The 19,238-nt window shown below is 64.6% G+C and carries 16 protein-coding genes; 6 read left to right on the top strand and 10 right to left on the bottom strand.

The features are described from left to right. Window positions 1–2 precede the first annotated feature (2 nt). Window positions 3–1,328, top strand: coding sequence for a sigma-54-dependent transcriptional regulator (locus Q5701_RS01120; RefSeq protein ID WP_306753334.1), 1,326 nt, complete (start codon window positions 3–5; stop codon window positions 1,326–1,328). Between the two features lie 129 nt (window positions 1,329–1,457). On the opposite strand, the gene Q5701_RS01125 is transcribed toward Q5701_RS01120, so the two are convergent. Continuing rightward, the gene (locus Q5701_RS01125) at window positions 1,458–1,652 is read right to left on the bottom strand and encodes a hypothetical protein (RefSeq protein WP_306753335.1); all 195 of its coding nucleotides are present in this window, start codon (window positions 1,650–1,652) and stop codon (window positions 1,458–1,460) included. A gap of 297 nt (window positions 1,653–1,949) precedes the next feature. Here Q5701_RS01125 and metZ point away from each other — a divergent pair, with 297 nt between their 5' ends. Next, window positions 1,950–3,137 carry an O-succinylhomoserine sulfhydrylase gene (metZ, locus tag Q5701_RS01130; RefSeq protein ID WP_306753336.1) on the top strand — a complete coding sequence of 396 codons (1,188 nt, stop codon included), beginning with the start codon at window positions 1,950–1,952 and terminating at the stop codon, window positions 3,135–3,137. Between the two features lie 99 nt (window positions 3,138–3,236). Continuing rightward, a complete protein-coding gene (gene folE2 / locus Q5701_RS01135; protein WP_234855056.1) occupies window positions 3,237–4,199 on the top strand; it encodes a GTP cyclohydrolase FolE2 in 963 nt (320 codons plus the stop codon). Here folE2 and Q5701_RS01140 read toward each other — a convergent pair. From Q5701_RS01140 to Q5701_RS01180, 9 genes are all read right to left on the bottom strand, one after another. Continuing rightward, window positions 4,196–6,523 carry an aldehyde dehydrogenase family protein gene (locus Q5701_RS01140; protein WP_306753337.1) on the bottom strand — a complete coding sequence of 776 codons (2,328 nt, stop codon included), beginning with the start codon at window positions 6,521–6,523 and terminating at the stop codon, window positions 4,196–4,198. The genes folE2 and Q5701_RS01140 overlap by 4 nt on opposite strands. Before the next feature lie 8 nt (window positions 6,524–6,531). After that, window positions 6,532–7,473, bottom strand: coding sequence for a deoxyribose-phosphate aldolase (gene deoC, locus Q5701_RS01145; protein WP_306753338.1), 942 nt, complete (start codon window positions 7,471–7,473; stop codon window positions 6,532–6,534). Beyond that, window positions 7,470–8,033: a DUF1523 family protein gene (locus tag Q5701_RS01150; RefSeq protein ID WP_306753339.1), complete on the bottom strand. Its 564-nt coding sequence runs from the start codon at window positions 8,031–8,033 to the stop codon at window positions 7,470–7,472. Before Q5701_RS01150 ends, deoC begins: the two co-directional genes overlap by 4 nt. A 13-nt stretch (window positions 8,034–8,046) precedes the next feature. Next, on the bottom strand, window positions 8,047–8,328 hold the full coding sequence (locus Q5701_RS01155) for a hypothetical protein (RefSeq protein ID WP_306753340.1): 282 nt from the start codon (window positions 8,326–8,328) through the stop codon (window positions 8,047–8,049). Between the two features lie 59 nt (window positions 8,329–8,387). After that, window positions 8,388–10,763 (bottom strand): ATP-dependent helicase, encoded by a 2,376-nt coding sequence (locus Q5701_RS01160; RefSeq protein WP_306755495.1) that lies wholly within the window; start codon window positions 10,761–10,763, stop codon window positions 8,388–8,390. 69 nt (window positions 10,764–10,832) lie between these two features. Then, the gene (locus Q5701_RS01165) at window positions 10,833–11,828 is read right to left on the bottom strand and encodes an ABC transporter permease (RefSeq protein ID WP_306753342.1); all 996 of its coding nucleotides are present in this window, start codon (window positions 11,826–11,828) and stop codon (window positions 10,833–10,835) included. Beyond that, window positions 11,821–12,828: an ABC transporter permease gene (locus Q5701_RS01170; RefSeq protein ID WP_234855063.1), complete on the bottom strand. Its 1,008-nt coding sequence runs from the start codon at window positions 12,826–12,828 to the stop codon at window positions 11,821–11,823. Before Q5701_RS01170 ends, Q5701_RS01165 begins: the two co-directional genes overlap by 8 nt. 19 nt (window positions 12,829–12,847) lie before the next feature. Continuing rightward, a complete protein-coding gene (locus Q5701_RS01175; protein WP_306753343.1) occupies window positions 12,848–13,006 on the bottom strand; it encodes a hypothetical protein in 159 nt (52 codons plus the stop codon). 107 nt (window positions 13,007–13,113) lie between these two features. Further along, window positions 13,114–14,814, bottom strand: coding sequence for a peptide ABC transporter substrate-binding protein (locus Q5701_RS01180; RefSeq protein WP_306753344.1), 1,701 nt, complete (start codon window positions 14,812–14,814; stop codon window positions 13,114–13,116). A gap of 255 nt (window positions 14,815–15,069) precedes the next feature. On the opposite strand from Q5701_RS01180, the gene Q5701_RS01185 reads away from it, so the two are divergent. From Q5701_RS01185 to purU, 3 genes are all read left to right on the top strand, one after another. After that, a complete protein-coding gene (locus tag Q5701_RS01185; RefSeq protein ID WP_234855066.1) occupies window positions 15,070–16,902 on the top strand; it encodes an ABC transporter ATP-binding protein in 1,833 nt (610 codons plus the stop codon). 75 nt (window positions 16,903–16,977) lie between these two features. Then, the gene (locus Q5701_RS01190; protein WP_306753345.1) at window positions 16,978–18,144 is read left to right on the top strand and encodes a M20 aminoacylase family protein; all 1,167 of its coding nucleotides are present in this window, start codon (window positions 16,978–16,980) and stop codon (window positions 18,142–18,144) included. Window positions 18,145–18,261: 117 nt separating this feature from the next. After that, complete coding sequence (purU, locus tag Q5701_RS01195) at window positions 18,262–19,146, top strand: formyltetrahydrofolate deformylase (protein ID WP_306753346.1); 885 nt, start codon at window positions 18,262–18,264, stop codon at window positions 19,144–19,146. Window positions 19,147–19,238: the final 92 nt, after the last annotated feature.

Raw genomic sequence — 19,238 nt, forward strand, 5'->3', positions numbered from 1 at the left:
CAATGTCCCGCAAATTGAAGATTGCGATTGTCGATGATGAACCAGACATGCGGGAATCCATCAGTCAGTGGCTGGTGCTGTCCGGGTTCGAGACCGAGACCTATCCCAGTGCGGAAGATGCGCTGAAGGTCATCGGGTCTGACTGGCCCGGCATCGTGGTCTCGGATATCCGGATGCCCGGCATGGATGGGATCGCCTTCCTCAAGCGCCTGATGGGGCTGGATTCCGGCCTGCCCGTGATCCTGATCACCGGCCATGGCGACGTGCCCATGGCGGTCGAGGCGATGCGGATCGGCGCCATGGACTTCATGGAAAAGCCCTTCAATCCCGACAAGATGACCGCGCTTGCCAAGAAGGCCACGCAGATGCGGCGCATGACGCTGGACAACCGCGCGCTGCGCCGCGACCTGTCGGAAGGCCAGCAGGTCATGTCCAAGCTGATCGGCACCAGCCCGGTGATGGAACGCCTGCGCGAGGACATTCTGGATCTGGGCCAGGCCGACGGCCATGTGCTGATCGACGGTGAAACGGGCACCGGCAAGACGCTGGTGGCCCATGCCCTGCACGCGGTCGGCCCCCGCGCGTCGCGCAAGTTCGTGCCCGTATCCTGCGCCGCCTACAGCGACGAGGCGCTGTCGGCCCGCCTGTTCGGCCCGCTGGAGGACGGCATCCCCGCGGTCGAGGAGGCGCGCGGCGGCACCCTGTGTCTGGAGGATATCGAGGCGCTGTCCGAATCGCTGCAAGCGCGCCTGCTGGCCTTTATCAGCGAAGGCGGCAGCCCGGCCGAAACCCGCATCATCGCCATTTCCAATGCCCGGGGCGAGGGCCGCAAGGCCGAGGATTCGCTGCGCCCCGACCTGTTCTATCGCCTGTCCGCGCTGAAGATCACCCTGCCGCCGCTGCGCGCGCGGGGCGAGGATATCCTGTCGCTGTTCACCCGCATGACCGACCAGTTCTCCGAGGAATACGGCTGCGAGCCGCCGCAGGTTTCGGCGCAGGAAGCCGCCCAGCTTTTGCAGGCCCCCTGGCCCGGCAATATCCGTCAGTTGATCAACGTGGCCGAACGCGCCGTCCTGCAGAACCGGCGCGGGTCGGGATCCATTGCCTCGCTTCTGATGGCGGACGGGGACGACAACCAGCAGGCCACCACGACCGAGGGCAAGCCGCTCAAGGAATATGTCGAGAGCTTTGAAAAGATGCTGATCGACAACACCATGCGCCGCCACAAGGGCAGCATCTCCGGGGTCATGGACGAATTGTGCCTGCCGCGCCGGACGTTGAACGAGAAGATGGCCAAATACGGCCTGCAGCGCGGCGACTATCTTTGAATGTAACAGGGGGCGGATTTCTCCGCCCCCCTGTAGCATTACGGGCCATTACAAAAACAGAAACCGAAATACTCGGCCCAATATTCCCGATCCAAAGGACGACCGGTCAGGTCAGCAAGCTTGTCACCTTTACACGCAAGCGCAGTCGTCCACCGGGTCCGTCGCCGGACCTGCGGGGACTGCGCCGCCACACACCCAATCGGACTTGCCGTCCTGCTTCGTCAATGCCGCACCCTGCACAAGGGTGCGTTCGGAAAGGCTGGAGCCACCAGATGAACGCAACACGGTGTCGGGATATTCGGTTGCATATTCCAACATCGACATCGCGATTTCCAGTCCTTGGTCCAGATCTTTTCCTGTTGCAGTCCAATCGTTGACTACCCGATCAACTTACTCGTGCGTCATCTATGGCTCAACCTGTCCATTTGGTCAGTTAAGCATATGCTTATTGATATGCATTTGATTTTTCATGAAAATTGAATGGCCTGCAAATATGGATGGACAAAACGGCGTCTTCACTCGTTGCGCCTGCATCGGGTCTATGCCAGCACGTCTGGGGCTTCACCCTTGCGCCGCAAGCCCTTGGGCGCTAACCCGCTGGCGTCAGCACAGGGGCATTTCATGAGCGACAGTTCCGCCAAGGCACCTCACCCGCGCACGCAGGCCGTCCATCACGGCATCCGCCGCAGCCAGTATGGCGAGATGGCCGAGGCGATCTTCCTGACGCAGGGCTTCGTCTATGACAGCGCCGAACAGGCCGAGGCGCGCTTCAAGGGCACCGGCCCGGACGAATTCATCTATGCCCGCTATGGCAACCCCACCAGCCGCATGTTCGAGGATCGCATCGCCGCCCTGGAAGGGACCGAGGATGCCTTTGCCACGGCCAGCGGCATGGCCGCGGTCAACGGCGCGCTGTTTTCCATGTGCAAGCCCGGCGATCACATCGTTGCGGCCCGCGCGCTGTTCGGATCCTGCCTTTATGTCCTTGATCTGCTCGCCCGTTTCGGGGTCGAGGTCACCTATGTCGACGGCACCGACCTGGACCAGTGGCGCGCGGCCCTGCGCCCCGGCACCAGGGCGGCCTTCTTCGAGACCATGTCGAACCCCACGCTGGAGGTGATCGACATTGCCGCCGTCGCCGATCTGGTGCACAAGGTCGGCGCCCTGGTCGTCGCCGACAACGTCTTTGCCACCCCGGTTTTTTCCCGCGCCGCCGATCTGGGCGCCGATGTGATCGTCTATTCCGCGACCAAGCATATCGACGGGGGCGGGCGCGCGCTTGCGGGCGTGATCTGCGGCACCCGCCAGTTCGTGCGAGAGGTGGCCGAGCCTTACCTGAAGCATACCGGCGGCTCGATCAGCCCGTTTCACAGCTGGATCATGCTGAACGGACTGACGACGATGGATCTGCGCGTCCGTGCCCAGGCCGACAGCGCCCTGGCAATCGCCCAGGCGCTGCAAGGCCATCCGGCCCTGTCGCGCGTGATCTATCCGGGCCTGGCCAACCATCCCCAGCACGATTTGGCGATGCGCCAGATGGGGTCGGGCGGCACCATGATCGCGTTCGAGGTCGCGGGCGGCAAGGACGCGGCCTTCGCCGTGCTGAACCGGCTGGGGATCGTCAGCATTTCAAACAACCTGGGCGATGCGAAATCCATCGTGACCCATCCCGCGACGACCACCCATCAGCGCCTGTCCGAGGATGACCGCGCCTATCTGGGCATCACGCCCGGTTTGCTGCGGCTGTCCGTCGGCTTGGAAGATGCGCAGGATCTGATCGGCGACCTACACCAGGCCCTTGGCGCATAAGGACTGGTCGGCCCCGTGGGCCCGGATGCCGGATTAACGCTTTGGAATCCGCGCCCGAACCCCCATATTATGGCGCGATCCCGCAACAAGGATGCCCACATGACCGAAGCCCGCCCGATGATCCCTGCCTATCCGGCCTTGGCGCGCAGCTATGATGCGGGGTTCCGGGTGGATGACGCCTACAAGGCCGGGCTGCCCGATCTGCAGAACGGGCCTGCCAGCCTGATCATTGGCGCCCGCAAGCCGATCCAGCACGTGGGCATCTCGAACTTTCGCCTGCCGATCCGGTACCAGACCCGCGACGGGGGCGAGCTGGCGCTGGAAACCAGCGTGACCGGCACCGTCAGCCTGGAGGCCGACCGCAAGGGCATCAACATGTCGCGGATCATGCGGTCCTTTTATGCCCATTCCGAACATGCCTTCAGCCTCAAGGTGCTAGAGGCCGCGCTGGACGATTATCAGGCCGATCTGGACGCCTATGACGCGCGGATCCAGATGAAGTTCTCTTATCCGATCCGGGTGGATTCGCTGCGATCCGGCCTGTCGGGCTGGCAATATTACGACATCGCGATGGAGGTGCTGGACTTCCATGGTCAGCGCCTGCGGATCATGCATTTCGATTATGTCTATTCCTCGACCTGCCCCTGTTCGCTGGAACTGTCCGAACACGCTCGCGAAACCCGGTCGCGGCTGGCAACGCCGCATTCGCAGCGGTCGATCGCCCGCATTTCGGCGGTGATGCTTGGCCCGGACAAGATCTGGTTCGAGGATATGGTGGAACTCTGCCGCCGCGCCGTGCCGACCGAGACGCAGGTGATGGTCAAGCGCGAGGATGAACAGGCCTTCGCCGAACTCAACGCCTCGAACCCGATCTTTGTCGAGGATGCGGTGCGCGCCTTTGCCCAGCAGATGCTGGCCGATCCGCGCTTTGGCGATTTCCGGGTGGTTGCCAGCCACCAGGAATCGCTGCATTCCCATGACGCGGTCAGCCTGATGACCAGCGGGCCGACCTTTGCCCAGGCATCCCTGGACCCGATGACCTTCGCGGGCCTGCGCGCCTAATAGGCCGCAGACCCGGTGCCTTCGGGCAGCGCGCCATAGGGCAGCCAGATCGTCTTGGCCTGCGTGGCGTGGCGCAGGAAGACCTCTCCCTGCGCCTGCTGGCCGGTCCAGTCCCGATGCGCGGGCGCCCAGGCGGGCTTGAGGTTGCCGCCTGCTGCCCGTTCCACTGCCGCCAGATCGCCGCCGACCATCCACATCGCCGCCACCTCGTCATGCGCGGCCAGAACCTTGGCCAGATCGTCGCGCGGACCGGTGACGATGTTGACCACGCCCCCCGGCAGATCCGAGGTGTCGAAGACCTGATACAGATCCGTCACCGCCAGCGGATCGTCGGGCGCGGCGATGGCGATGACGCGGTTGCCTATCGCGATGGCGGGCATGACCAGCGACATGAACGCCGCCAAGGGCTGACTGTTGGGGCAGGCAATGCCCATCACGCCGAAGGGTTCGTTGACGATGTTCAGCAGGTGGCCGGGCTTGGCCTGCACAGTCGCACCGTCGAACTTGTCGGCCCAGGCGGCATAGTGGAAGGCGCGGTCGATGGCTGCATCGACCTCGGCCCGGCTGGTGCGGGTGGCGAATTCATCGGCGCGCGCGGACAGGTTCTCGGCGATGTAATACAGCACCTGCGCGCGGGCATGGCCGCCCATGGCCGCCCATTTGCCCGCCTTGGCGGCTGCCTCGACTGCGTTGCGGATGTCCTTGCGGCTGCCCAGGGGCGCAAGGCCGCCCGGCACGGCATAGCTTGCACCGCCGTCGGGCCGCTTTTGCGCGCCGCCGATATACAGCTTGGCCGTGCGGTCCAGACCTGAGGCATGGCCCGTCCCGGTGGTCGCGGCGACCGGGGCTGCGGGGGCCGGTTCGTCCGCCACATCGACCGCTGGTTCGGCCAGATAGTCCCCCATCCCCACGCGCCCGCCCTCGCGGCCGAAGCCGCTTTCGCGATAGCCGCCAAAGGGGGCGGCGGCGTCGAACAGGTTGGCGCAGTTGATCCAGACCACGCCCGCCTTCACCTTGGCCGCAATATCCGTGGACACCGCCGCGCTTTCCGACCAGATCGAGGCGGCGAGGCCATAGCGCGTGTTGTTCGCAAGCTCGACCGCCTCATCCGCCGTGCGGAAGGTGGACAGCGTGGCGATGGGGCCGAAGATCTCCTGCTCGAAGCCCGGATTGGCAGGGCTGATGTTGCGAAGATAGCCCGGCGCGATGAAGCAACCGTCCTGCGCCATGCCGCCGACCAGTTCGGCACCCGCGTCGGTTGCCGCGCGGCAGATCGACAGGATGCGGTCCTTCTGGATGGGATCCACGATGGCGCCCACGTCGGTGGATTTGTCCAGCGGCGGGCCGACCCGCAGCCGCGCCATGCGGGCCGACAGCAGGGACTCGAACCGATCCGCCACCGCCTCGGCCACAAGGATCCGCGATCCCGCGCAGCAGACTTGGCCGCCGTTGAACCAGATCGAATCCACCACGCCTTCCACCGCCGCATCCAGGTCGGCGTCGGGCATGACCACGAAGGGCGACTTGCCGCCCAGTTCCAGCGTCAGCCGCTTTCCCGTGCCGGCAAGCTGGCCCGCAATGGCGCGGCCCACTTCGGTGGATCCGGTGAAGGCGATCTTGTCCACCTCGGCCGCGACAAGGGCCGCGCCCGTGTCGCCATCGCCGGTGACGATGTTGACCACGCCGGCAGGCAGGCCGATTTCCTGGCAGATCTCGGCAAAGGCAAGCGCGATCAGCGGCGTGTATTCGGCAGGCTTCAGCACTACTGCATTGCCCGCCGCAAGGGCAGGGGCGATCTTCCAGGCCAGCATCAGCAGCGGAAAGTTCCAAGGGATGATCTGGCCGCAGACGCCAATCGGCTGATGCCCCGGAAAGGCGCTGTCGCGCAGTTCCGCCCAACCCGCGTGGTGGTAAAAATGCCGCGCGACCAGCGGCACGTCGATGTCGCGCGATTCCCGGATCGGCTTGCCGTTATCCAGCGTCTCCAGCACCGACAGGAAGCGTTCGCGTTTCTGGATATGCCGGGCAAGGGCGTAAAGATGCCGCGCCCGCTGCGTCCCGGTCAGCGCCGCCCATGCGGGCTGTGCCTGCCGCGCCGCAGCGACCGCCGCCGCCACGTCATCTGCTGTGCCTTGCGTCACCTGCGCCAGAACCTCGCCCGTCGCCGGGTCGCGCGTGTCGAACAGCGCGCCGGGTTCGGTGAAGCTGCCGTTGATGAAATGGCCGAACGCACCGCGCCGCGCCAGCCAGTCGCGCACGGCGGCGCTGTCCTCGACCGAGGGGCCGTATTCCATCGTTTCCATCAATTCGCTCACGCTGGTCATGCGAAACCTCAGGCAATCGCTTGGCGGTAACCGGCGGCATAGCGGCCCGTCACATGGTGGCTGATCTGGCGCTCGATATCGCCCAGAAGGCTGCTGGCACCGATGCGGAACAGGTCGGGGCGCAGCCAGTCGCGGCCCAGTTCCTCGGCCATCAGCACCTGCCAGTTCAGCGCGTCCTTGGCAGTGCGCAACCCGCCTGCGGGCTTGAAGCCCACGACATAGCCGGTCTGGTCGCGATAGTCGCGGATCGCGCGGCACATCACCAGGCTGACGGGCAGGGTGGCGTTCACCCCTTCCTTGCCGGTCGAGGTCTTGATCCAGTCCGCCCCTGCCTGCATCGCGACATGGCTGGCACGCGCCACATTCTCCAGCGATTTCAGGTCGCCCGTGGCCAGAATCGCCTTCATCTTCGCGTCCCCGCAAGCCTCGCGCATGGCGCGAAGCTCGTCGTAAAGCGCCGGCCATTCGCCGCGCAGCACATGGGCGCGGGTGATGACGATGTCGATCTCGTCCGCGCCATGCTCGACCGCATAAAGGATCTCGGCCAGCCGCAGGTTCAGGGGCATCAGCCCCGCAGGAAAGCCGGTGGCGACGCTGGCGACCGGGATGCCGGAATTGCCAAGCGCGCGCTTGGCAGGCGCCACCATCGTGGGATAGACGCAGACCGCGCCCGTGGTCAGGCCGGTGACGCCCATGGCATCAAGCAGGTCGGGTGCGATCGGCTGGCGCGCCTTGGCGCAGAGCCGCGCCACCCGGTCGGGCGTGTCGTCGCCCGCCAGCGTCGTCAGGTCGATGCAGCGCACCGCGTTCAGCAGCCATGCCGCCTGGTGATCCTTCTTCAGGCTGCGCCGGGCGGGCAGGCTGGCCGCGCGGCGTTCGACGGCGGGGGTGTTGATGCGGATGTCCGCAAACCCGTCGGTGCGCAGGGCGGTGCCGGGGTTTCGGGTCATGGCTTTTTCCGACGGCCAAAACCGCGGTCCTGGAACTGCGCCCACATCCGCCAAAGCAGCGCCAGCAGCATCAGCAGGACGATGCAGACAATGGACGCGGCCCAGTTGCGCGGGCGTTCGTCCGGGCCTGCCAGCGTGTCGATGCTGACCGCGTTGGGATAGGTGGACAGGAACGCCATCCGCCAGCCATAGGCGGTGACGCTGACCCATTGCGGGTTGTCGCGGCCCGATTGCAGGTTCGTCGCCTCGGCCTGCAAATTGGCGCTGTCGTACTTGAAATAGGGCGGCCAGATCCAGCCGGTATCCTCGTTGCGGTAAACGAAGACCTTGCCGTTGGGGCGCACCGTTTCGATGAAACGCACATCGCGCTGTCCCGCCGCATTTTCGACCGTGCCGGTGTTGTCAGAGGCATAGAAGATCGCGTTCGATGCCGTGACCGAGGTCAGGCGGTTATAGGTGTTGGTGATGCGCACCGTGTTCTTGGACGGCAGCGCATAGTCCAGGAACAGGAACACCACCACGCCAAGCAGCACGCCCATCGCGACCTTGAGATAATGCATGAATGTCGCGCCCTTATTGCCAGTTGACCCAATAGATGATGCCCATGATTGCCAGATTGGGCAGAACAAAGACCAGAAGCAACAACCGCGATTTCAGCGTCTTGTCAAAGCCGGTCATGGACCTGCGGACGAACGCGCGGCGCGCAGGGGTGTTCCCCGGCATGGCGGGATGACGGCTGTCCCAGGTTTCCTCCAGCCGTTCGCGGCGCAATGACCGCAAATAGATCCGCAGCAGCAGATAAAACGCCGTTTCGGCGATCAGCAGGAACAGGATCAGGCGGAACAAGGCGGCCAAGGGGGCGGTCCGATATGATTTCCGGCACGCTAACACCCTGCCGGGCAGGGGACCAGCCGTCAGAACGGAACGTCGTCTGCGCCCACGGGCTGCACATAGGCCGCCTTGATGTTCTTGAAGCCCGCGCCGAATTGCACGGTCAGCGTATCCTCGGCAATGCCCACGATTGTGCCTTCGCCGAACTTGGCATGGGTCACGCGGTCGCCGACGGTGAACTTCGCGGCCGGTTCGGCGTCGATGATGATGGGCGTGCGGTGAACCGGCGCCTTGCGTTCGCCCGCCCGTGTCTGCATCCGCTTCCAGCCGGGCGAGTTATAGACATCGGCCTTGGCCGCGCGTTCGTGCAGCGCGTTGACGGGCCCGCCTGCCGCGAATGCCATGGCCGCGCCATATCCGCCGCCGTAAAGGCCGGGCGGGGTCAGCACCTCGATATGTTCGGGCGGCAGTTCATCGACAAAGCGCGACGGCATGGAGCTTTGCCATTGCCCATACAGCCGCCGGTTGCCCGCAAAGCTGATCGTCGCCAGCCGTTCGGCACGCGTGATGCCGACATAGGCCAAGCGGCGTTCCTCCTCCAGCCCCTTGGTGCCGTTCTCGTCCATCGCGCGCTGGCTGGGAAACAGGCCGTCTTCCCAGCCCGGCAGGAAGACAATGGGAAATTCCAGGCCCTTGGCCGCGTGCAGGGTCATGATGCTGACCTGTTCGGCCGCGTCCCCGTCGTCGCGATCCATGACAAGGGCCACGTGTTCCAGGAAGCCTTGCAGGTTCTCGAATTCCTCGAGCGCCTTGACCAGCTCCTTGAGGTTGTCCAGGCGTCCCGGCGCATCGGGGGTCTTGTCGGCCTGCCACATGGCGGTATAGCCGGATTCGTCCAGAATCCGCTCGGCCAGTTCGACATGGCTGACCCGGTCGTCCAGCGCGTCGGCGTGCCAGCGGCCCATGCTTTCCGTGAACTGGCGCATCTGGGCTGCGGCCTTGCCGGACAGATCGCCCGCGGTCAGGGCAGCAACGGTGCCCTCCAGCAGGGACAGGCCCCGCGCCCGCGCCATGTGTTGAATGGCCTGCAAGCCCTTTTCGCCCAAGCCGCGCTTGGGCGTGTTGGCGATGCGTTCGAAAGCCAGGTCGTCGGCGGGGCTGACCACCAGCCGGAAATAGGCCATGGCATCGCGGATTTCAGCGCGTTCATAGAAACGCGGGCCGCCGATCACGCGATAGGGCAGGCCGATCGACATGAAGCGATCCTCGAAGGCGCGCATCTGGTGGGATGCGCGGACCAGGATCGCGATGTCGTTCAGGCTGGTGCGGCCGATGCTGGCGCGGTGGCCGCCGTGGAAGGCCTCGATTTCTTCGCCGATCCAGCGGGCCTCGGCCTCGCTGTCCCAATGGCCGATCAGGCGCACCGGCTCTCCGGTCTCGGCATCGGTCCACAGGGTCTTGCCCAGGCGGCCCTGGTTGGCGGAAATCAGGCCCGATGCGGCAGCCAGGATCTGCGGGGTGGACCGATAGTTCTGTTCCAGCCGCACCACCTGCGCACCCGGAAAGTCGTGTTCGAAGCGCAGGATGTTGCCGACCTCGGCCCCCCGCCAGCCATAGATCGACTGGTCGTCGTCACCCACGCAGCAGATGTTGCGGTGCCCCTGCGCCAGCAGCCGCAGCCAGAGGTATTGGGCCACGTTTGTGTCCTGGTATTCATCCACCAGGATATAGCGGAACCGGTCCTGCCAGCCGCGCAGCACGTCGGGATGCGCCTGAAACAGCGTCACGCAATGCATCAGCAGATCGCCGAAATCGACGGCGTTCAGCGTCAGCAGCCGATCCTGATAGGCCTTGTAAAGCCGTCCGCCCCAGCCGTCGAAGCTGGCGGTTTCGCCCTTGGGCAGGTTCGCCGGGGTCAGGCAGCGGTTCTTCCAGCCGTCGATCAACCCGGCAAGCTGGCGGGCGGGCCAGCGTTTCTCGTCCAGGTTCTCGGCCTGGATCAGCTGTTTCATCAGACGGATCTGGTCGTCGGTGTCCAGGATGGTGAAGGAGGGCTTCAGATGCACGTCGCCATTGCCGATCAATTCGGCATGGCGGCGCAGGATCTTGACGCTGATGGAATGAAAGGTCCCAAGCCAGGGCATTCCTTCGACAGTCTCGCCCAGCAGGCGGGCGATGCGGTTCCTCATTTCCCGCGCGGCCTTGTTGGTGAAGGTCACGGCCAGGATCTGCCCCGGCCGCGCACGGCCCAGCATCAGCAGATGCGCAATCCGCGTGGTCAGCGCACGGGTCTTGCCGGTGCCCGCGCCCGCCAGCATCAGCACCGGGCCGTCCAGCGTTTCCACCGCCGCCCGCTGCGCCGGGTTCAACCCGTCCAGATAGGGGGCAGGGCGCGTGGCCATTGCGCGGCGGGACAGCGGGACATCGCCCATGTCGTCGGAATCGTCCAAAAGCTCCATCCCGCCAACATAGGCGCAAGGGCAGGGCATGGAAAGCCCGTGTTCTGCCTTCGTTCGTGGCCCTTTGAATTACCGCCCCCGGATCCGCGGATCCATGGCGTCGCGCAGCCCGTCGCCGATATAGTTCACGCACAACACCGTCAAAGAGATGAACAGCCCCGGCAGGATCACCCGCCACGGATACATGATCATCTGGTCCACCGCGTCATAGAGCAGCCGCCCCCAGGTCGGGAAATCCGGCGGAAAGCCCAAGCCCAGGAAGGACAGCGCGCTTTCCGTGATGATCGCCGTGGCGATGCCCAGGGTGCCTGCGACCATGATCGGCGACAGGACATTGGGCAGCACATGGCGCAGGATCATCCGGTGGGCAGGCGTGCCGATGGACTTGGCGGCCAGGATGAATTCGCGTTCCTTCAGGCCCAGAACGTCGCCGCGCACGATGCGGGCGGCCTGCATCCAGCTTGTCGCGCCGATGGCGGACACGATCAGGATGAAGGTGCCCATGGCGGGGCCGAAGGATTGCGACAAGGGTTCGCGGAACAGCGTCACCATCAGCAGCAGCAAGGGCAGCAGGGGCAGGGCCAGGAACAGTTCAGTCAGTCGCATCAGGGGTGCGTCCATGCGCCGGAAATATCCCGACACCAGGCCGATCAGGCTTCCCAGGGTGATGGCGATGATCATCGCGGTCAGGCCCACGGCGATGGACACCCGCCCCCCGGCCATCAGCCGTGCCAGCATGTCGCGACCCAGCTGATCCGTGCCCAGCGGATGGGCGGCGGAAAAGCCTGAATTGCGCGCGCGGATGTCCACATAGGTCGGGTCTAGGGTCCAGATGTAAGGACCGACGGTCACGAACAGGATGGTCCCCACGAACAGCACCAGGGCCACCATGGCGCCGCGATGGCTGCGGAACTGGCGCCAGATGTCGCGCCACTGGCTGCGCGTCTCGCCCCCTGCCTGGTGGGGGTCGGCCGGGGGCAGGCCCGCGACCACGCCGGCCGAGGCCGCGGTGGCATCCACCGCTTCGGCGGTATCAAGGGCGTGCTGGCGTTCCGGGTCAGTCATAGCGGATCCTCGGGTCAAGGATGCCGTAAAGGATGTCGGCAATCAGGGTGAACAGCACGATCAGGATCGCGAAGATGAAGGTCAGCGTCAGCACCATGGGGATGTCGTTGCCGTGGATCGCGGTGATCAGCAACTGGCCCAGCCCGTTCACCTTAAACACCTGTTCGGTGATGATCGCGCCGCCGAAGACGGCGGGCAGGCCAAGCGCGATCACGGTGATGACCGGGATTAGGCTGTTCCTCAGCACGTGCTTCAGCACCACGGTCCTTTCCGACAATCCCTTGGCGCGGGCGGTGCGGACGTAATCCTGGCTCAGGTTGTCCAGCATGGAGGCGCGCATGAAGCGGCTGATCTGGGCCGCGTTATACAGCGCCAGCACCGTCACCGGCATGACCATCTGCCGGACCTGCGCCCAGAAGCTGTCCCAGTCGCGGACCTGCAAGGTGGTGTCATAGACGGACGGGAACCATTGCAGCTTGACCCCGAAGATGATGATCAGCACCACGCCCGTGAAGAAGGTGGGCATGGAAAAGCCGATCATCGACACAAAGGTGCCAAGCTGGTCGAACCAGGAATACTGCTTGTAGGCCGAGATGATGCCGATGGGCAGCGCGATCAGGATCCCCACCAGATAGCTGAATCCCACCACCGTCAGCGTCTGAGGCACGCGCTGCGCGATCACGTCAAAGACCGGGCTGCGCGACTGGAAGCTGATGATCCGCTGCATCCCGGCGCTGAACTGGGTGCCGAACACGCTGTCGAACCAATACAGCGGCTCGACCCAGAAGAACTGCTTCAGCCACAGGACATAGCGGATGTACCAGGCCTGCCCCAGGCCAAGCGCCTCTCGCATCCGTTCCTTGACCTCGGGCGGGACGGTCAGCGGCACGTCGCCCAGGGGATCGCCGGGCGATGCTTCCAGCAGCATGAAGATCACGAACGAGATGAACAACAGCGTCGGGATCGCCAGCAGCAGGCGGCGGATGGTGAATGTCAGCATCGCAGGCCTCCAGGAAATGTCATTCGGCGCGGCACGGATCGGCGATGGCCCACTGGCTGCCTTTCCACCCATGGGGCGGGACGCCCGCCAGAAAACCGGATGTGGGATCCACGTCCCTGGCACCCGTGGACAGATACGGGTTCAGCACCGACGCGCCCTGCCGAAACAGCAAGCGCAATCCGGGGCGGGCGCGGCCATCGTCAGCGCCGGGACCAGAGCTTTCTTCACGTTCAACCCTTGCCTTGATGAATTCGGCCCCGCGACGGATCGCGGGGCCGGTCGGGATTACTGGACGCGGGTCCAGTCGGCAACGTTCCACAGTTCCGAATCCCAGGCGTTCATGACGACTCCGCCCAGGCTGTTGGAATGGGCCGAGGCCGTGCCGCGATAGATCAGCGGAATGATCGCGTTGCTGTCCTTGGTCAGCATGTCGTTCAGCCGCCGGCCCATCTCGGCGCGCGCTGCCGGATCAACGGTCCGGCTCAGCTCGGCCATCAACTCGTCATAGGCCGGGTCGCAATAGCGGCTGATGTTTTCGCCCTGCCACTGGTTCGCGGGGCTGGGGGCCTTGTCGCAGGTCCATTTGGCCAGATAGGGCGCGGGGTTCCCGCCCTCGAAGTTGTCGGCATACATCTCCACGTCGGCATAGAATTTCTGCAGCGTGTCGGGCGAGCCGGGGTCGGTCCCGAAGAAGACCGAGGCATCGACGGTCTTCAGTTCCGTCTCGATCCCGATTTCCGACCACCACTGCTTGATCAGCGCCTGAAAATCCTGACGCACCGCGTTGACCGAGGTCTGGAACACCATCTTCAACTGCACGCCGTCCTTTTCGCGCACGCCGCTGCCGCCCACGGTCCAGCCCGCTTCCTCCAGTAGCGCCTTGGCACCCTCGATGTCCTGGGTCAGGCATTCCTCGTTGGTCGAGGCCCAGGCCTCGGGTGCCGGGACATAGTTGCAGGTGGGCTGGCCTGCCGCGCCATAGCCGATTTCCGTCAGAAGCTGGCGGTCGATGGCCATCGACAGCGCCTTGCGCACCGCCGGGTCGGTCAGGAAGGGATGGGGATGGGCATTCGTCGAACGCTCGCCTTCGGGATGGGACGGCGAGGGGTCCGTCAGGTTCACGTGGATCCGTTCCACCAGGCTGCCAAAGGCCGCGCTGACCTTGCCCCGGCCCATCTGCTCCATCCCGGCGATCACGTCGGGGGCAAGCTGGGTGTTCCAGGCGTAATCGTATTCGCCGGTTTCGAGAACCGCCCGTGCCGCCGCCGCCGCATCGCCGCCGCCCTTGATGGTGGCGCTCGCGAAGGCGGGCTTCATCGCGTCGCGGTATTCGGGGTTCGCCTCGAAGGTGATCACGTCATTGGTCAGGAACTGCGTGACGCGGAACGGGCCGGTGCCGATCGGATTGAAGTTCTGGTCCGTGCAGGTCGGCGCGTTGGCGCCCATGCAGTTTTCGAACTGCGCCTTCTGGATGATCGGCCCGTTCGCGCCGACAAAGGCCGAATAGGGATCGGGCATCGCTTCCTTGAAGGTGATCTTGACCGTCAGGTCATCGACTGCCTCGATCTTGTCGATCCCCTCGAACTTGGCAAGCTGCGAACAGCCACCCTCGGGGTCCATGCAGTACTGGCCTGAAAACACCACGTCGGCGGCCGTGACGGGCGTGCCGTCGGACCATTTCAGCCCGTCCTGCAGTTTCCAGGTGACCGATTTCAGATCCTCGGCGATGCCGCCGTTTTCCAGCGTCGGGATTTCGGCTGCCAGGCGGGGGACATGCTCGCCCTCGGGGCTCATGCTGGCCAGCGGCTCCAGCACCATGCTGGACGCGATCAGTTCCTTGGTGCCCCCCGAAAGATAGGGGTTCATCGTGGACGGCGCCTGCCACATGATGATGTTCAGCGCACCGTCGTTGCCCCGTTCGGCCATGGCGGCGGGCGCCAGGGCCAGGGTGGCGGCCGCGCTCATCAGCATTGTCTTCAGCTTCATCAATCTCTCCTGTCGGAAGGTGCAACCGCGGGCGCGGCCGGGGATCTCTGTTGCCCTTGTCAGGCTTATGTCGTTGTTTCCCTTGGTATGCCGGGGGATCGTTGCGGTCCCCGGGCCCTGCGGAATGGCATCAGTTTCAATCGAAGCCCCTTTGGAAAGCAAGTCCCATCGCGTGACGGCGCGGCGGTTCTTTCGCCTTTGACTTTCCGGCGAGGGTGACTAGCCTTGCCCGGTGACCATGCCGGGGGCGATCTGATGCTGGATGACAAGCCGCTTGTTTCCATTGAGAAACTTCGGGTCGAGTTCGAAACCGGCGATGGCGTCGTGGTGGGCGTCAAGGATATCAGCTTTGCCATCAACCCGGGCGAATGCGTCTGCGTCGTGGGCGAGTCCGGGTCGGGCAAGTCGGTCAGTTCGCTGTCCCTGATGCGGCTGGTGGAATTCGGCGGCGGCACGATCACGGGCGGGCGGCTGATGTTCGACAGCGGCGACGGGCGCCAGATCGACCTGGCCCAACAATCATCCCCCGCGATGCGCGACATTCGCGGCAACCAGATCGGCATGATCTTCCAGGAACCCATGACCGCGCTGAACCCGGTCTTTACCGTGGGCGACCAGCTGACCGAAGGGCTGATGGTCCATCGCAATATGACCAAGGCCCAGGCCCGTGCCCGCGCCCTGGAAATCCTGCGCCAAGTCCGCATCCCCGAACCCGAGCGCCGGCTGGACCAGTATCCCCACGAATTGTCGGGCGGGATGCGCCAGCGGGTCGTGATCGCCATCGCCATGGCCTGCGAGCCGCGCTTGCTGATCTGCGACGAACCCACGACCGCCCTGGACGTGACCATCCAGGCCGAGATCCTGGCGCTGATCGACCGGCTGAAGCGCGAAAAGCAGATCGCGGTGCTATTCATCACCCATGACATGGCGGTGGTGGCACAGATGGCCGACCGCGTGGTCGTCATGTATCGCGGCCAGAAGGTCGAGGAAGGCCCCGTCGCCGAGGTCTTCGAGAACCCCAGGGAAGATTATACCAGGATGCTGCTGGCCGCCGTGCCGCGCCTGGGGGAAATGACCGGCAAGCCCGCCCCCGAACGGATGCGCCTGATGCGCGACGGCACCCTGTCGGCGCCCGAGCCGATCATCGTCAAGGATCCCAAGCCCCTGCTGACGGTGAGGAACCTGACCACGCGCTTTGCCGTCAAGGGTGGGCTTTTGCGCCGCACCACAGCCCGCGTCCACGCGGTCGAGGATGTCAGCTTTACCATCAACGCGGGCGAAACCCTGTCGCTGGTTGGCGAATCCGGCTGCGGGAAATCCACCTGCGGGCGGTCTCTCTTGCGGCTGGTCGAACCGGATTCGGGAAAGGTCGATCTGGGCGGCACCGACATCCTGGCCCTGTCCCCGCGCGACCTGCGCCGCGCGCGCCGCGATATGCAGATGATCTTCCAGGATCCCTTTGCCAGCCTCGATCCGCACATGAAGCTCTATGACCAGGTGGCAGAGCCGTTGGAGAATTACGGCATCGGCAGCCGGTCCGAACGCCGCGACAAGATTGCCGCATTGTTCGACCGGGTGGAACTGCCCCGCAGCTTCATGCGCCGTTACCCGCACGAGATGTCGGGCGGCCAGCGCCAGCGCATCGCCATCGCCCGCGCGCTTGCCCTGAACCCCAAGCTGATCATCGCGGACGAGGCCGTGTCGGCGCTGGACGTGTCGGTGCAGGCGCAGGTGCTGAACCTGCTTATGGAGTTGCAGCAGGATCTGGGCATCTCGATGCTGTTCATCAGCCATGACATGGCTGTGGTGGAACGCGTCAGCCACCATGTCGGCGTGATGTATCTGGGCCGCATCGTGGAAATGGGCACCCGTGCCCAGGTGTTCGAGAACCCGCAACACAATTACACCCGGCAGTTGATGGCCGCCGTGCCGGTGGCTGATCCGCGCCAGAAGAAGATCAGCGAGGATCTGAACTTCAAGCCGATCCCCTCGCCCATCCATCCCGTCGATTACCAGGCAGCGCCCTCGGTGTATCGCGAGGTCGCGCCAGGTCACAAGGTTCTGGTCGAACCGGCGACCCATCACTAGGGTCAACCGCCCGAAACCGGCGCTTGCAGATCATGCAGAATGGGTTCACCCTGTCCCCGCTGAAGGAGACCGTTCATGCCTGTCAAAAACCGATTTGCCGAACTTCTGCCTGAAATCACCGCATGGCGCCGCGATTTCCACGAACATCCCGAACTGCTGTATGACGTTCACCGCACTGCGGGCCGCGTGGCCGAATTGCTGCGTGGCTTCGGTTGCGACGAGGTGGTCGAGGGCGTGGGCCGGACCGGCGTCGTGGGCGTCATCAAGGGCCGAACCGACAGCCGGGGCCGCGTGATCGGCCTGCGCGCCGACATGGACGCCTTGCCGATCATCGAGCAGACGGGATTGGGTTACGCGTCCAAGACGCCGGGCAAGATGCACGCCTGCGGCCATGACGGCCATACTGCGATGCTGCTGGGCGCCGCGAAATACCTGGCCGAGACGCGCAACTTCGACGGAACCGCCGTGGTGATCTTCCAGCCCGCCGAGGAAGGCGGGGCAGGGGGCGAGGCGATGGTGCTGGACGGTCTGGTCAGCCGCTGGAACATCCAGGAATTCTATGGGATGCACAATATGCCGGGAATGCCGGTGGGCAGCTTCTCGATCAAGCCGGGGGCCATGATGGCGGCGGCGGACCAGTTCGACATCATCGTGACGGGCAAGGGCGGCCATGCGGCCAAGCCCCATGAATGCATCGACACCACGCTGACCGCCGCCCAGATCATCGTGGCCCTGCAATCGGTGGTCGCGCGCAACATCGATCCGCTGAAGAACGCGGTGATCTCGGTCTGCGTCGTGTCCACGGATTCGACCGCCCATAACGTGATCCCGCAGGTGGTCAAGCTGAAGGGCACCGCCCGCAGCCTGGATCCGGGCGTCCGCGACCAGTTGGAGGAGGGCATCATCCGCGTTGCCACCAACATCGCCGCCGCCATGGGAGCCACGGCGCAGGTGGATTATCAGCGCGGCTATCCGGTCACGATGAACGACGACCAGGCGACCGTCTGGGCCGCCGACGTAGCGCGAGAGATCGCGGGCGACGTGAACATGGATATGCAGCCGATGATGGGCGGAGAGGATTTCAGCTATATGCTGAACGAAAAGCCCGGCGCCTATATCTTTGTGGGCAATGGCGACACGGCAATGGTCCACCACCCCGCCTATAACTTCAACGACGACGCGATCCCGGCGGGATCAAGCTGGTATGCAGGCATGGTCGAACAGCGGATGCCCGCCGCCTGATCGTTCCTTGCTGCCGGGGATGTCGCAGCTATCCCCGGCAGTGTCGGAAATGCGATTGTCATTCCGCTGCAATCGTCCGAAATGCTGTCAATCCTGACAGCCGAGAAAGCGGACCCCATGAAAAGCTATACGCTGCGCGTCACCTGCGCCTCGACCCGCGGGATCGTGGCGGCCATCTCGGGCTATCTGGCCGGGCACGACTGCAACATCACCGACAGCGCGCAGTTCGATGACACGGAAACCGGCCGTTTCTTCATGCGCGTCAGCTTCCGATCCGAAGGGACGGCAGCCCTGGGCCAGTTGCAGCAGGGCATCGCGCCCATCGTCGAACGCTTCGGGATAGAGGCCGAGTTCAGCGACGACGCTGTGAAGAAGAAAGTCGTCATCATGGTCAGCCGTTTCGGGCACTGCCTGAACGACCTTTTGTATCGCTGGCGGATCGGCGCGCTGCCCATCGACATCGTGGCGGTGATTTCCAACCACATGGATTACCAAAAGGTCGTGGTGAACCACGACCTGCCCTATTACTGCGTGAACGTGACCAAGGAAAACAAGGCTCAGGCCGAGGCCGAGCAGATGCGCATCGTCCGCGACGCTGGCGCGGAGCTGATCGTGCTGGCGCGATATATGCAGGTGCTGTCGGATCAGATGTGCCAGGCCATGTCGGGGCGGATCATCAACATCCACCATTCGTTCCTGCCGTCGTTCAAGGGCGCCAATCCCTATAAGCAGGCCTATGAACGCGGCGTGAAGCTGATCGGGGCGACCAGCCATTACGTGACCGCCGACCTAGACGAAGGCCCGATCATCGAACAGGACACCGTGCGCGTCACACACGCCCAGTCGCCGGGCGACTATGTGTCGCTGGGCCGCGATGTCGAGGCGCAGGTTCTGGCCCGCGCCGTCCACGCCCATATCCACAGCCGCGTCTTCCTGAACGGCGACAAGACCGTGGTCTTCCCCCCGTCGCCCGGCAGCTATGTCAGCGAACGGATGGGATAAGTTGAAGGGGGCTTTGCGCCCCCGTCACGCTGACGCGCGACTCCCCCGCAGGATATTTCAGCCAAGGCGATAAGGCGAAACCTTTTCTTAAC

It is taken from the genome of Paracoccus actinidiae (assembly GCF_030863885.1).
Lineage (GTDB): Bacteria > Pseudomonadota > Alphaproteobacteria > Rhodobacterales > Rhodobacteraceae > Paracoccus > Paracoccus everestensis.

Bases quoted from the DNA above. Each gene is read 5' to 3' on its own strand.
- Q5701_RS01120 (WP_306753334.1), top strand. From the start codon at position 3: ATGTCCCGCAAATTGAAGATTGCGATTGTCGATGATGAACCAGACATG.
- Q5701_RS01125 (WP_306753335.1), bottom strand. From the start codon at position 1,652: ATGTCGATGTTGGAATATGCAACCGAATATCCCGACACCGTGTTGCGT.
- metZ (WP_306753336.1), top strand. From the start codon at position 1,950: ATGAGCGACAGTTCCGCCAAGGCACCTCACCCGCGCACGCAGGCCGTC.
- folE2 (WP_234855056.1), top strand. From the start codon at position 3,237: ATGACCGAAGCCCGCCCGATGATCCCTGCCTATCCGGCCTTGGCGCGC.
- Q5701_RS01140 (WP_306753337.1), bottom strand. From the start codon at position 6,523: ATGACCAGCGTGAGCGAATTGATGGAAACGATGGAATACGGCCCCTCG.
- deoC (WP_306753338.1), bottom strand. From the start codon at position 7,473: ATGACCCGAAACCCCGGCACCGCCCTGCGCACCGACGGGTTTGCGGAC.
- Q5701_RS01150 (WP_306753339.1), bottom strand. From the start codon at position 8,033: ATGCATTATCTCAAGGTCGCGATGGGCGTGCTGCTTGGCGTGGTGGTG.
- Q5701_RS01160 (WP_306755495.1), bottom strand. From the start codon at position 10,763: ATGGAGCTTTTGGACGATTCCGACGACATGGGCGATGTCCCGCTGTCC.
- Q5701_RS01165 (WP_306753342.1), bottom strand. From the start codon at position 11,828: ATGACTGACCCGGAACGCCAGCACGCCCTTGATACCGCCGAAGCGGTG.
- Q5701_RS01170 (WP_234855063.1), bottom strand. From the start codon at position 12,828: ATGCTGACATTCACCATCCGCCGCCTGCTGCTGGCGATCCCGACGCTG.
- Q5701_RS01180 (WP_306753344.1), bottom strand. From the start codon at position 14,814: ATGAAGCTGAAGACAATGCTGATGAGCGCGGCCGCCACCCTGGCCCTG.
- Q5701_RS01185 (WP_234855066.1), top strand. From the start codon at position 15,070: ATGCTGGATGACAAGCCGCTTGTTTCCATTGAGAAACTTCGGGTCGAG.
- Q5701_RS01190 (WP_306753345.1), top strand. From the start codon at position 16,978: ATGCCTGTCAAAAACCGATTTGCCGAACTTCTGCCTGAAATCACCGCA.
- purU (WP_306753346.1), top strand. From the start codon at position 18,262: ATGAAAAGCTATACGCTGCGCGTCACCTGCGCCTCGACCCGCGGGATC.